The organism is Nitrososphaerota archaeon (assembly GCA_011605775.1).
Classification (GTDB): domain Archaea; phylum Thermoproteota; class Nitrososphaeria; order Nitrososphaerales; family JAAOZN01; genus JAAOZN01.
Genome location: JAAOZN010000060.1, coordinates 1 through 12469, shown reverse-complemented (window position 1 = coordinate 12469; position 12469 = coordinate 1). Strand labels below are relative to the sequence as shown.

Genomic DNA, 12469 nt, shown 5'->3' with positions numbered 1-12469 from the left:
TATAGTTGACCCATCTCTTTGCGGAGGAGGAGCTGTATTATGCCTGTGGCGTCCCGCACCGTGATAAACGCTAGAGAGCCTAAGGGGCGTATATCCTCGATCCAACCAGCTACCCTCACACTCTGCCCAATCTGGTCTTCGCTAAGCTGCGATGCTGTATGCGTCCTTAGACTGCTTAAGCCGCCTTTACCATAAGGCTCCTTACACTCCACACATAACCAGCACTTCGAGCGATTTAAGAACCTTTACCCCGCTTTTACTCAGCCTTCACGTATGCTGAGCGCTCAAACTCCACCAGAAGATCTATGTTACGGACAGCCTTAACGACCTTCTTAATCAACTCTATATCCAAAGGGAAGCGCTCAGTCTTCCTGCCTGGGATTATCACTTTCGTAAGCTTGCTGCCATCAGGTAGCCAGACTATATTAACCGTCAAGATCCTTATAGGGTAGAAGAGGTCTTCAAGAAGCTTTCTGTCAGTAGACTCCGCTTCTATAAGAAGCGTCTTACCACCCATAGCCTCATCGATACTCTTACTGATAGACGGATTCGAGCGAAGGATGCTAAGATTACCAGCGGCAAAGGTCAGCACATATACGCCATCCACAGCCTGAGCTCTGATGAGGGAAACCCTCTCTAATTCAGGCAGCTTTTCAGACAACTTAGTCAACTTGATCGAAGCTTCAACATCAAGCTCACTAATATGACCCCCTCTAAGCCTAGCTTCACATTTAGGGCAGAGTATGCCAGTCTTAGCGTCGAAGGAGCAGATGGGGGTCTTTATAGGCATCCGTACAGTGGAGGGCGAATAAGGGTAAATAAACCTATATGCTCTAAAAAAGAAAATTTAGAAAAAATTAGGAAAGGGGCTTTAAGCCGCTTTCCCCAAGTAGATTTCGATCGAGCTGACGTTGCTGACGTTGCCTGTCTCAGCGTTCTTTATCTGCTCCGTGTCTATCTTTATGTTCTTCACTACGATATCTTGTGCGAACTTTTTGCGTGTGATCTCAGCTGTGTCGACTGCTTTGCTTATCGCTCTGCCCCTAGCTTTCAAGACGACCTCGTTGGCGCCGTTCTGAATCATGGTTAGGCACGCGAGAACATAGTTCATCACAGGCTTCTTACCTATAAGTATGGTTGTCGATGATTCTGGCATTTTGTCATCGCCCTTTAGTGGACGTAGGTATAGTTTTTATGGTTTTAAAATATTTGCGGTTCACCCAACAGCCTTAGTTACATTTACCTGTTTAACGAGCAGATACGGTGCTAGAGTCGGTGTGGTGACCTCCCACCAGTAGATCCACCTACGCTCCTTTGAGATCGCTGAGATGCTCTTTAGCTGCCTAGGTAGGCTGTCGCTTATCCTAAGCCCCGCTACGCAATACTTTACTTCACCGTCTTTGATGTAGAAGGTAGCGTCTCTGGGAAGGGTGGAGTAATCGCCCGTCCTAAGATTCTGGAATCGGGTGTACCAGTTGTTAGTTATGAGAAAACCCTCCTTCACCTCTTTTATCATTTCGTCTGGGCTGTAGCGCCCAGGGTACACTTCGAGGTTCCAAGGATGGGGGTCTATTATCCCAGCGGAGCCTGTCGTCGATGCATTAAACCTCTTCGCTGTGCTCGAGTTGTGAAGGTAGGTTCTAAGTATACCCCTCTCGATAATCACATTATCCCTAGTGGCTACACCCTCATCGTCAAAGATCCTTGTGTTCACCGCCCCATCTGCCACACCGTGATCTACAAGGGTAAGTAGATCGCAGGCTACCTCCTCATTAACCCTACCCACCAGAAATGAGATGCCTGATTCGACAGCAAAGGCTGAGGCTGCTTCACCTACGTGCTGAATAAGGTCAGCCGCTACCGTAGGCGAGAGGATCAGATCATATACGCCCTCGCTCCACGGGCCTCGGTTTACAGCCTTCTTAGCGTATTCAGCCGCTTCTTCAGCAGCAGCTAGAGGGTTAAATGTGTTGAGGCGTGTTGAGCAAGCTAACCCGTGTCCACTAGCATCGCCTACAAAGACTCTTTGGTTGAGCAGTATTCTAGTGGATCGGTCACTTTGCCTAATACCGCCTGTAGTTGCGATGCTTATCCTGCTGGCTTCAGCGGTTAATGCTCCTGCGGTTCTTTCTCCGCCAGCTTTGATCGCTTGGTCTATTATTTGCTTAACGTACTCTTCCAAAACCCCTTCTTCGCACGACTCTATCTTTGGGTCGTAGTTTGTGTGTGTTGGGTAGGTGAATGGCCCTTTCGGTAGAGGCGCATATTCTGTGCTTGCATCAAGAATTTTGCAAGATTCGATAAGCCGTCGGGCGAACTCTTTAAGCGCGTTTTGAGAGGGGTTAGAGGTTGAGCCCATTATCCTACGCTTATTTAAGGCGGCGTATGCGAAGACGACAACATCCTTTATGGACTTGGTTACAGATATGGTGTTGTTGCTGAACCTCACCATCCTCTCGAAACTCTGCGCTGCGATCACTGAAGCATCTTCAGCACCTAATTTAACGAGCTCGCCGAGAACCTCTGACGCTATAGGCTCAAGATCCAAGCATCTTCACCTCGCACCCAACCTTATGTTTCTAAGCCTAATGTGAGGACCGCCGGTCCAAACAGGAGCTCCCTGCATAGGATCGCCTTTCCCGCAGCTCGCAGCCCTAAACTGAATGTCTTTACCTCTGGCGTCAAGGCTGCTCCAGAACTTTGGTGTTGTAACCTCCAGAATAGGTGCTTTCACACCTTCTTTGAGCTTGCCTCGCTCTATCAGATAAGCTTCTAACCCTACGTATCTTTGGTTGAATCTCACATCATCTATATTCCACTCCATAAACGACTTTATGTAGACGCCTAACTTGATGCCTTCAAGCATCTCCTCAAAACTATAGTCTCCGGGCTCAACATAGGTGTTCGCCATCCTTATGATGGGCTCACGGTTGTAGGCTACGCTTCTCGACGCAGCATTACTTTTTGTTGAGAAGACGTTTGCGGTAGCGCGGTTATGTAGATACTCCTTTATCACACCCGCTTCTATGAGCCGCCTCTTTCTAGCCTTCACACCCTCCTCATCGTAGAGGTAGAAGCCCATGGAGTGCGGTATAGTTGGGTCATCACTCACATACGCTTCGCTGCTCCCAACCTTTAACCCCAAGCTGTCTTTCTTTAGGTAAGATTCCCCAGCTTGAGCGGCTTCTCTTCCAAGTATGCGGTCTGCCTCAGCAGGGTGCCCAGAAGATTCGTGGGCAACTAAACCTACGACATCAGGTCCAAGGACTACGTCAACCGGCTCCGAGGGGGGTTTGCGCTCGCTCTTTACAGCCTTCGCCAGATTAGAGCCTTCTTCTCTGAAGAAGGTGTATGGGTCTAGGCGCTTCACGACCTCCCATCCTCCGCTCTCACCTATGGAGGAGTAGCCTGCTGGAATCGTTATGGCGTAGTTCTTTCCGTTGTAGCTGGCGTTGATGAATGATGATATGCTCAGCCTCGGCACTCTGCTACGTAGCTCAGCACCATCACTGTTTACGTAGAACTTCTCTTCTACAGAGGTTTCTATCATCAGCAACCTGTTTGTGAATGAAACGCCGTGGAAGCCATCTTTTATGACATCATCTAACTCTCTTAGGTGCTTGAGCATCGTCTGCACACCTATATCCTCAAGTCTCTCTTTCTCTTCAGCTGACCAACTCCCCCTACCCATTTCTTCGCCGCTGAATTCGATGGGTTCGCCTACTAGCCCAGTGGACGCCTTAGCCCTTTTAACCACCTCTTCTACAAGCTCCTTGACTGACTGAGTTGATAGTGTGTTGGAGGCGCCGAAGGCTAAAGCCCCTTTATAACGTGCCCTAATACCCAACCCATTTGAGTCAACTAGTATGGTTGGCTCTGGGCTTGAGTTTCTAAGTAGGCAGCCGACCTCTAATATGTGGTGCAGCCTCGCCTCCACATAATCAGCACCTAGAGAGAGGCCGTGATCCACAGCTAGTTTAGCGAGATCTGGGTCTAAGCTCATATCAAGTGTGTGGTGGAGAAGATCATTTATAAGTGTAGTTGGCGGATAGTGGTCAGCGATCTTAACAGAGCCGTGTGGGTTGGTTGATGGATGGATGATGCTTGACGAGCTCGATTACCGCATCGCTAAAGCGTTACGTGAAGATGGGCGGCTGCCAACAAAGCATATCGCTGCATCTCTTGGCATAAGCGAGCCGACCGTAAGAAGTAGGTTAAAGAAGCTGAAAGAGATGGGTGTGCTGCAAGTTAAAGCCTCTTTAAATCTTAGGAAGATTGATTGCGCAGCAGCATTCCTAGCATTAAAGGTGAAGGCACCGAAGATGCAAGAAATCTTAAAGAACATAGCCAACCTCCCTGAGGTAGATGCTGTCTACCAGACCTTCGGCGAATATGACCTCATCATCTTAGCTACGGCGAACGATGTGAAGGGTATACAGAAGTTCGGTGAGAAGTTAGCCGCTTTAGATGGCGTTGAATCGCTAAAATCAAGCTTGATTATTGACAATCCGGTTGATCGCGGGGGGTTTAGTGCTAGAGTTGGTGTCGGTGTTAAGGTCAAATGCCTCAATTGTAGAAAGGAGATTAAAGAGGAAGCGAACTTAGTTAAGGACGAAGGCAGATTCTTCTGTAGCCAAATTTGTTTAAGTGAATATAAAGTTAAGAGGAGCGTTTAACACATATATCTTGGTTGATGGAGAGGGGGGAGATTAGATGAGCAAGGTTAGGGTTTGGTTCGAGGAACTTAGACCACCCTTCCTTATACTCTCCATCGTCTTCACGATCTTAGGCATTCTAGTCGCCCTAAAGGATGGTTACTTTAACCCTCTCTATGCGGTCTTAACGCTGGTGGGTGTTGCAGCGCTGCACGCTGCTGCTAACGTTTTAAACGACTACTTTGACTACCGTAGTGGCATCAACGTTGAAACAGAGCGCACACCCTTCAGTGGTGGGAGCGGCATCTTGCCCAGTGGGAGGATGACTCCTAGGGGTGTATTGGTTGAGGGCGTTCTTCTTCTGCTCCTCGGGTTAGGTATAGGCTTATACTTCCTTTATGTTAGCGCCTTTAACCCCATCCTAATATTTCTAATTGTGTTTGCTGGTGTGGGTATTGTGCTCTATTCACCCATAATATCCCACATAGGCTTCGGCGAGGTGTTGGTTGGTTTATGCTTCGGACCCCCTCTTCTCCTCGGCATCTACTTCGTCCAAACATCTGCTTTGTCGCTAGAGGCTGGTTTGATAGGTTTGGTAACCGGTATACTGACAGCAGCAGTACTTTATGTCAACGAGTTTCCAGATACGAAAGCTGATGTGAAGTTTGGGAGATATCACGTTGTGGCTAGGTTGGGGAAGGAGAGGGCTGCGCGGGTCTTAAAATACATCTTCGCATCGGCATACATCGTCTTGGTAATATCTTCTGCTACAAACATCATACCTCTAACCGCTTTGATAGGGCTCGCTACCATACCACACGCTAGAATAGCCTATAAGGTGCTTAAAGCGAAATACGAGGATAACTTGGGGATGATACCGGCGATGGCGAGCACGGTGAAGACCGCTATATTTACTGGTGTGCTGCTTATCGTAGCATATCTCGTAGTGTGGATCGCTTCACTATTAACTCCGTAAGCTCCCTAAAGGAATAACTATAACCCCCTAAACCTATAGTAGAGGCGATGTTAAGTGTAGATTTAGAAGGGGCGACCTACCTATCTCTAAGCTGGGCTGAAGTTGAGGGTTATGCTTCAGATCTGGCTGAGCGCATCCACAACTCACATCAACCCGATACACTATTGGCTGTTATGAAGGGAGGGGCTGTAATCGGGGTTTTGGTGGCTGATAGATTGAGCATAAGTAAAGTCTACACAGTGAACTTGAGGTCTTATGAGAAGGTTGGTTTAAGAAGGGGCGTTGAGGTGTATCAGAAGCCGCCGAAAGAATGTATATGGGGTAAACGGGTCTTGATCGTGGATGATATAGTGGATTCTGGGCAGAGCTTAACCACCGTTGTTCAGTTAACCAGAGAATACGGCGCTAAAGAGGTTAGGAGCGCAACCCTACTTGTAAAAGAGGGGACAACCTATGTGCCAGACTACTATCTGCAGAAGGTAAGGGGTTGGGTCTTCTACCCTTGGGAGGTTAGAGAAGCTTGTGAAGAGATCTATGCGAAGATCTGTGATGTTGAAAGGGCTAAAGAGATTCTTAGTGCGGGGTTGGGTTTCCCTCAGAGGGAAGTAGATAAAATATTGGCGAAGGTGAAGCAATATGTTGGTTAAAGTTGATGATATAGAGCTGAGCAAACCTATGACCTGCGATGCCCTTGTTAGGCAGATGAGGAGAGCGGGTGGCTTCACAGGAAGGCTCTTAGCAGAGGCTGTGGATGTACTTGAGCAGATGGTCAAAGATAAACGGTGTGTAAAGTTCCTATCCTTCCCAGCAGCGCCGGTAGCGACTGGTCTAAGGGGGGTCATAAGGGAGCTTGTTAAACAGAGGCTTGTTGATGTCATCATAACTACTTGCGGCACATTAGATCACGACCTAGCCAGATGCTGGGGCGCCTACTTCCACGGCTCCTTTCAGCTCAACGACAAAACATTGTATAGAAAGGGGTACCACAGGCTTGGTAACATAATTCTACCCAGAGACTCCTATGGTCCGCTCCTCGAGAAGCATCTACAACCCCTCTTCGAAAAGATCATACCAGATGGGTGTAGGATTACATCTAGCTTGTTGGCGGCTAAGCTGGGTGAGCACATCCAAGACGAATCCTCGATATTATATTGGTGCTGGAGGAAAGGTGTGAAGGTCTTCATCCCCGGCCTAACCGACGGCGCGGTAGGCAGTCAGATCTGGCTCTACTGGCAGAGGCATAAGAGCATAATGATAGATCCTTTAGGGGACGAAGAGGAACTTGCTTCGATAGTCTTTAAGGCTAAGAGGAGCGGGGCGCTGATGATAGGTGGGGGCATCTCTAAGCACCACACGCTCTGGTGGAACCAGTTCAGAGGAGGCTTAGATTACGCGGTCTACATAACGACAGCCGTGGAGTATGACGGGAGCCTAAGCGGGGCTGAGGTGAGGGAGGCTATCTCTTGGGGCAAGGTTAATGTTAAAGCTAAGCAGATTACGGTGCACGGCGAAGCCACAGTCATCCTACCACTCATAGTAGCAGCCCTCCTAGAGCGCCTAGATGCTACTTCAGAACGCTGCCGCGTTAGATCGCTATGTAGGTGATGGTCTTTGTCACAACCTTTATTGACCTCATCGTCTTAACGATCTTCTTAAGCTCGCTAAGATTCTTTACCTCAAAGATGACGACGCCATCATACTCCCCGTAGACTGCAAAGACCTTCTTCACACCATCCAGACCCTTAATCTGTTCAAGAACCTCTCTTTCACCGCCTTTCGCTAGATTAAAGAGTATGATCCCTTCTATGTTCGCCAACCCGGTCACCAAGATACTAGCTCTCTACTCTATGAGTTCCGGGTGGGAAGACTGAGATCAAGGTCTCTGTATGCACAACATTAGGGTGGGTAGCGATGACTTCGTAGATGATCTTAGCTAGCTCCTGCAGATCTTTCGCCTCGATGACTAAAACAGCATCAAACCTTCCGAAGACCGAGCTCGCCATCTTTACCCCCTTTATCCGTCTGGAGGTAACTATTTCTTGGGAGGTTCCGGGTTTGGTTGTGAGCAGCACGAAGGCTCTGATAGCCATGGGGTGAAAGCACCTGCTAGAAGACGGTAAGCAGAGTTTCGGTGTGGACGATGTTAGGCATCTTCTCTATAACCTTATATAGCGTCCTACTGATGGTCTCTAGATCTTCAGCCTCGATCACAACTACAGCATCAAAGCGCCCATAAACGGAGTCAGCCTGCACAACACCCTTTATGTTACGTGCAGCCTTTATGGCACTCACAACTTCTTCGGAAGTGCCGGGTCTTGTTGTAAGAAGGACATACGCTCGCATACTTCATTAAGCAACATAGGATGTACTTAAATTCTTTTATTAAGAAGGTGTAGTTGACAGAGGTTGGAGAAGGCGCATACCGCTGAGCATATACTTATGGCTAGTATAAAGCGGCTAATACCAGAAGCTTCAGCTATCAAAGTTGTGCACGATGAGAAGGGCAACACCCTCTATTTACGCACACCAAGGTTGGACTGGGAAGTAGTCGCCGAGGCTGTCAAGGCTGCGAATAGGGTGATAGACGAAGGCAGAGAAGTCAAGGAATGGTTCTTCGAGGATCTGGAGGAGGCGAAGAAAGCTATTCCCAACCTAAGATCCTACGATGAGAGAATAACTGGCAGAGTAAGAGTAATAGAAGTAGAGGGATACGACTACTCAGCCTGCACAAAAAAGCACGTAAGCAACACAAAAGAATGCGGATGCATATTCGTTACAGGCTTCTCGAAGGCTGGCGAAGAGCTTTACCAGATTAGATTTGAAGTAGGTGAGAAAGCTAAAGAATATGCGGCAGAAACCATAGCCCTACATATGAGAGTGAGCGAGGCATTAGGCGCATCCCAAAAGACAGTCCTACAAACGGCGATCAATCTGAAGCAAGAAGTAGAAGACCTTAGAAGAAGAGCAGCCCACCTAACTAAGCTCATACTTGAGCAACTAGAGCCAGAAGAAGTTAATGGAATCAAGGTGTACGCCGCTCTTTACAAAGAGGTGGAGCGTAAAGCTCTTATGGACTACGCTGGCGAAACCATAGCAAAGGGAAGAAGCGTCGTGTTGCTGGTTGATGAGCAGAGAGATGCTTTCTTTGTGCTGGGCAGAAGCAAGGATTTAGCGCTTAATTGTGGTGCGTTATTGAAAGATGTGCTTCAGAGCTTTGGCGGGCGAGGCGGAGGAAAACCCGAGTTTGCATCAGGCAGTGCACCTTTAGAAGTCGCTGAACATGCGTTAACCACTCTTAAGAGTAAGGTCCTTGAGCATCTGGTAAAGGTTTAAGGGGTCCATGTATAAATAATGGGTAGTGATGGTTAGGCAGAAGATGTCCGGCTTCCCAGAGCTCATAACAGTGAATAAGGCCCTTGAAAAGATAAAGGGGAGCCTCAACTTATCTATCGAGGTTGAGGACGTACCCTTAAGTGAATGTGTCGGCAGAGTGCTGGCGGAAGACGTCATCTCACCAATAGATGTGCCTCCTTTTGACCGCTCAGCTGTAGAGGGGTATGCGGTCCTATCATCAGACACCTTTAGCGCTACGCCAACTAACCCAATAGAACTGACCGTCATCGGCAAATCAGAAGCTGGACAAGAACCCTCCCAGATACCGCAGATCTCTTCAGGCACTGCTGTTGAGATATTTACAGGAGCACCTATGCCACAAGGTGCGGATGCCGTAGTCATGGTAGAGCAGACAAAAAGGGTCGGCGACAAAGTCCTCATCTACAGCCCTGTGGCAAAGTGGAGGAATGTCTCCAAGCAAGGGGAAGACTTTGCAAAAGGTAAACCTCTGCTTCTAAAAGGTACAAGGATGAAACCTTGGCATATAGGCGCCTTAGCCTCAGCAAACATAACTAAAGTGAAAGCTTACCGCAAACTTAGAATAGGCATCTTATCAACAGGAAGCGAACTTAAGGAACTCGGAGAGGAAGTGAAGCTAGGCGAAATAGTGAACAGCAGCAAACCTATGCTAACAGCGCTAATAAAAGAGAGAAACTGCATACCCGTAGACCTAGGCACAGTAGAAGATGAGTTAAACAAGATATTAGAGAGATTAAGGCTTGGATTAGAGATATGTGATATCATAGTCACAACTGGGGGAACTAGCCTAGGTGAAAAAGATCTTACGCCAGAGGCGGTTCAAAAGCTCGGCTCACCTGGCTTAATCGTGCACGGCGTAGCCATGAGACCAGCGAAACCAACAGGGGCTGGTGTGGTTGGTGGTAAACCCATATTCATACTATCAGGCTACCCAGTAGCAGCGCTTGTGGGTTTCGAGGTCTTCGTAGATGAGGTGATAAACTTCATCTACGGCACAAAACCAGAGCCGAAACCTAAAGTAAGGGGTAGGCTGACTAGAAAACTTGCCACACAGGTCGGGTATCGCTGCTTTGTTAGAGCGAGGGTTATGCCCAGCCCTTCAGGTTACCTTATAGAGCCGATTAAGTTAACAGGCTCAGGTTTGCTCTCATCTATGACGAAAGCCAACGCGATGATCATAGTGGAAGAGAATGTGGAGGGGTTTGATGAAGGAGACGAAGTTGAAGCGTATCTTATCCAACCTATAGAGGCGCCTCTCTAAGCATGGTGGTTAAAGTTGGCGGTGGTCTTCCATAGGCTGCTGAGTGTAGAAGAAGGGATAGGTAGAATAGCAGAAGCACTCGGCGGCCTAAAGCCACTCGGCGTAGAGGAGGTTAACCTCGAAGAGGCAGCTGGAAGAATATTAGCTGAAACGATCTACTCTAAAGCCGATTCACCACCCTTTGACAGATCTGAAGTCGATGGGTATGCTGTCGATTCAAGATCTCTTGCTGGTGCTGACGAAGACAACCCAGTTAGGCTAAAGGTAGTCGGTAGAGTTGAAGTGGGGCAGAAGCCGGAGGTAGAGGTTAGATTAAACGAGGCGGTTGAGGTTGCAACAGGAGCACCCCTACCCAAAGGCGCAGACTCTGTAGTTATGGTTGAATACACGAAGAGGGATGGAGACTACATACTGGTCTACAGAAGCGCAGCCCCAAGCGAAAATGTAGGAGAAGCTGGAGCAGATCTGACAGTAGGAGACATCGTACTACACCAAGGAACCCTACTAACACCCAGAGAGATAGCTGTGCTGATAGTTTCAGGCTACAGCAAGGTTAAAGTATACAGAAGACCAAATGTTTCAATCTTTTCGACCGGAGACGAACTCCAACCACCTGGCACAAACCTACCATATGGGAAGGTGTACGATGTAAACGGCTTCACGCTCAAAGCCCTGGTAGAAGAAAGCGGAGGCTCAGCAAAGTACCTAGGTATACTTGGAGACAGATTCGAGGAAGTAAAAGGTGCTGTAGCCTCAGCCCTAAGAGAGTCAGATATCATCATAACTTCAGGTAGCACCTCCGCTGGTTTAGGGGACATAATCTATAGGGTAGTGGATGAGCTAGGTAAGCCCGGGCTCCTCGTACACGGGCTGAGGATCAAACCTGGGAAGCCTACGGTTGCTGGTGTGGTGGATGGTAAGATCTTCATAGGATTACCTGGCTTCCCGCTCTCCGCTATGATAGCCTTCTACGTCTTCGCTAGACCGATCATACAGAAGCTAGCTGGATTCAGGGGCGAGGTGGAGAGTATTCAACGCGCGCATCTACCCTACCGTGTTCCTGCTGGGCGTGGTAAAAGAGAGTATGTGCCTGTGCACCTAGTCACATCGCCACGGGGGTTGGTCGCTTACCCTGTGTTAGGGAGCCCAGGTGCTGCTTCTGCGCTCAGCTTTGCTGACGGCTTCATTGAGGTTGGTGAGGATAGGGAGTTTCTGGATGAGGGGGAGGTTGTTGATGTTCATCTTCTCTCTCAGAGGGTTAAGCTTGTTGATTTAGTTATCATAGGCAGCCACTGCCCTGGTGTTAGTTTGATTACAGAGATTGCTGGGTTGAGCGCTAAGATAGTGAATGTGGGCAGTCTTATGGGTTGGTTCGCTGTCAAGAGGGGTGAAGCAGATATAGCTGGAACACACCTATTGCACGAGCAGACCCTAAAATACAATACGCCCTTTATCGAAGTCTACGGTCTGCAGAAGAGCGCTGTTCTAATTAGGGGTTACTCAAGGATGCAGGGTTTTATAGTCAAGAAGGGTAACCCGAAGAATATACGCTCGTTTAAGGATCTGCTTAGAGATGATGTGGTCTTCATAAACAGGAATAAGGGCTCTGGGACTAGGGTGCTGATAGATCACAACCTATCAACACTAATACCCCTCAGCGAAGCGGTTTTGAGGATTAGAGGCTACACTAGAGAAGCGAAGACACATTCAGCAGTAGCTGCGGCTGTAGCGCAGGGTAGGGCTGATGTTGGTGTGGGTGTCGAAGCTTGGGCTTCTGCGTACGATCTCGACTTCATACCTCTCGCCGAAGAGAGATTCGACTTTCTCATACCAGTTGAGAAGCTAAGTAGGGTTGCGGTGCAAAGATTTATCGATGCACTATCATCCAAGAGGTTCGCAGAAGAGCTTACAAGGCGGCTCAAAGGCTACAGCGTAGGCGAAGACGTAGGAAGCGTATTATATAAGCCGAACTGAATGCAAGAGCCCTTAGCATAAATATAAGCTGAGTGGAAGCTTTGTTAGTGTACAGAGCGGGGTCGTCGGCTAGTCTGGTCTAGGCTACATGGCTCGGGCCCATGTGATCGTGGGTTCAAATCCCACCGACCCCACTCTGAGAACTCAGAAGAGTCTATGAGTTAATCGGATAGATGCTTCAGAAGAACCGAGCAGATTCCACTATCGATTTCGCAGTCTAAACTTTGCAAG

General features: G+C 48.4%; 15 protein-coding genes and 1 tRNA gene. 8 read left to right on the top strand and 8 right to left on the bottom strand.

Going from position 1 to position 12469, the window contains the following annotated elements; genetic code table 11:
• From HA494_05470 to HA494_05450, 5 genes are all read right to left on the bottom strand, one after another.
• Positions 1-212: aspartate--tRNA ligase (locus HA494_05470; protein NHV97221.1), on the bottom strand; the 212-nt coding region annotated here is incomplete at its 3' end.
• Positions 213-256: 44 nt separating this feature from the next.
• Complete coding sequence (locus HA494_05465) at positions 257-790, bottom strand: transcription elongation factor NusA (protein NHV97220.1); 534 nt, start codon at positions 788-790, stop codon at positions 257-259.
• 81 nt (positions 791-871) lie between these two features.
• Positions 872-1156: a DNA-binding protein Alba gene (albA, locus tag HA494_05460; protein ID NHV97219.1), complete on the bottom strand. Its 285-nt coding sequence runs from the start codon at positions 1154-1156 to the stop codon at positions 872-874.
• A 60-nt stretch (positions 1157-1216) separates the two neighbouring features.
• Positions 1217-2548: a TldD/PmbA family protein gene (locus HA494_05455; protein ID NHV97218.1), complete on the bottom strand. Its 1332-nt coding sequence runs from the start codon at positions 2546-2548 to the stop codon at positions 1217-1219.
• A 6-nt stretch (positions 2549-2554) separates the two neighbouring features.
• Entirely contained in the window at positions 2555-4003 is a 1449-nt protein-coding gene (locus HA494_05450; protein ID NHV97217.1) for a TldD/PmbA family protein, read from the bottom strand.
• A 79-nt stretch (positions 4004-4082) separates the two neighbouring features.
• On the opposite strand from HA494_05450, the gene HA494_05445 reads away from it, so the two are divergent.
• From HA494_05445 to HA494_05430, 4 genes are read left to right on the top strand one after another with little or no spacing between them, the layout of a single operon-like run.
• Positions 4083-4676 carry an AsnC family transcriptional regulator gene (locus HA494_05445; protein ID NHV97216.1) on the top strand — a complete coding sequence of 198 codons (594 nt, stop codon included), beginning with the start codon at positions 4083-4085 and terminating at the stop codon, positions 4674-4676.
• Positions 4677-4713: 37 nt separating this feature from the next.
• Complete coding sequence (locus tag HA494_05440; GenBank protein NHV97215.1) at positions 4714-5631, top strand: prenyltransferase; 918 nt, start codon at positions 4714-4716, stop codon at positions 5629-5631.
• Between the two features lie 47 nt (positions 5632-5678).
• On the top strand, positions 5679-6278 hold the full coding sequence (locus HA494_05435; GenBank protein NHV97214.1) for a phosphoribosyltransferase: 600 nt from the start codon (positions 5679-5681) through the stop codon (positions 6276-6278).
• Positions 6268-7236: a deoxyhypusine synthase gene (locus tag HA494_05430; protein NHV97213.1), complete on the top strand. Its 969-nt coding sequence runs from the start codon at positions 6268-6270 to the stop codon at positions 7234-7236. The genes HA494_05435 and HA494_05430 overlap by 11 nt, the downstream gene beginning before the upstream one ends.
• Here HA494_05430 and HA494_05425 read toward each other — a convergent pair.
• The 3 genes from HA494_05425 to HA494_05415 are packed head-to-tail and all read right to left on the bottom strand — an operon-like array spanning position 7217 to position 7974.
• Positions 7217-7447, bottom strand: coding sequence for an Lrp/AsnC family transcriptional regulator (locus HA494_05425; GenBank protein ID NHV97212.1), 231 nt, complete (start codon positions 7445-7447; stop codon positions 7217-7219). The genes HA494_05430 and HA494_05425 overlap by 20 nt on opposite strands.
• A gap of 16 nt (positions 7448-7463) precedes the next feature.
• A complete protein-coding gene (locus HA494_05420; GenBank protein NHV97211.1) occupies positions 7464-7721 on the bottom strand; it encodes an Lrp/AsnC family transcriptional regulator in 258 nt (85 codons plus the stop codon).
• A gap of 16 nt (positions 7722-7737) precedes the next feature.
• A complete protein-coding gene (locus HA494_05415) occupies positions 7738-7974 on the bottom strand; it encodes an Lrp/AsnC family transcriptional regulator (GenBank protein NHV97210.1) in 237 nt (78 codons plus the stop codon).
• A 63-nt stretch (positions 7975-8037) separates the two neighbouring features.
• On the opposite strand from HA494_05415, the gene HA494_05410 reads away from it, so the two are divergent.
• The 4 genes from HA494_05410 to HA494_05395 all read left to right on the top strand — a co-directional run bounded on the left by HA494_05410 (position 8038) and on the right by HA494_05395 (position 12372).
• On the top strand, positions 8038-8964 hold the full coding sequence (locus HA494_05410; protein NHV97209.1) for a hypothetical protein: 927 nt from the start codon (positions 8038-8040) through the stop codon (positions 8962-8964).
• A gap of 28 nt (positions 8965-8992) precedes the next feature.
• Positions 8993-10264 carry a molybdopterin molybdotransferase MoeA gene (locus HA494_05405; protein ID NHV97208.1) on the top strand — a complete coding sequence of 424 codons (1272 nt, stop codon included), beginning with the start codon at positions 8993-8995 and terminating at the stop codon, positions 10262-10264.
• A 15-nt stretch (positions 10265-10279) separates the two neighbouring features.
• Positions 10280-12238: a molybdopterin biosynthesis protein gene (locus HA494_05400; protein ID NHV97207.1), complete on the top strand. Its 1959-nt coding sequence runs from the start codon at positions 10280-10282 to the stop codon at positions 12236-12238.
• Between the two features lie 58 nt (positions 12239-12296).
• Positions 12297-12372 (top strand) — tRNA-Pro (locus HA494_05395).
• The last annotated feature ends 97 nt before the right edge of the window (positions 12373-12469 follow it).

Excerpts from the sequence above, each read along its gene's own strand:
- HA494_05440 (NHV97215.1), top strand. The coding sequence starts at position 4,714 with ATGAGCAAGGTTAGGGTTTGGTTCGAGGAACTTAGACCACCCTTCCTT.
- HA494_05415 (NHV97210.1), bottom strand. The coding sequence starts at position 7,974 with ATGCGAGCGTATGTCCTTCTTACAACAAGACCCGGCACTTCCGAAGAA.
- HA494_05420 (NHV97211.1), bottom strand. The coding sequence starts at position 7,721 with ATGGCTATCAGAGCCTTCGTGCTGCTCACAACCAAACCCGGAACCTCC.
- HA494_05430 (NHV97213.1), top strand. The coding sequence starts at position 6,268 with ATGTTGGTTAAAGTTGATGATATAGAGCTGAGCAAACCTATGACCTGC.
- HA494_05435 (NHV97214.1), top strand. The coding sequence starts at position 5,679 with ATGTTAAGTGTAGATTTAGAAGGGGCGACCTACCTATCTCTAAGCTGG.
- albA (NHV97219.1), bottom strand. The coding sequence starts at position 1,156 with ATGCCAGAATCATCGACAACCATACTTATAGGTAAGAAGCCTGTGATG.
- HA494_05405 (NHV97208.1), top strand. The coding sequence starts at position 8,993 with ATGGTTAGGCAGAAGATGTCCGGCTTCCCAGAGCTCATAACAGTGAAT.
- HA494_05450 (NHV97217.1), bottom strand. The coding sequence starts at position 4,003 with ATGAGCTTAGACCCAGATCTCGCTAAACTAGCTGTGGATCACGGCCTC.
- HA494_05465 (NHV97220.1), bottom strand. The coding sequence starts at position 790 with ATGCCTATAAAGACCCCCATCTGCTCCTTCGACGCTAAGACTGGCATA.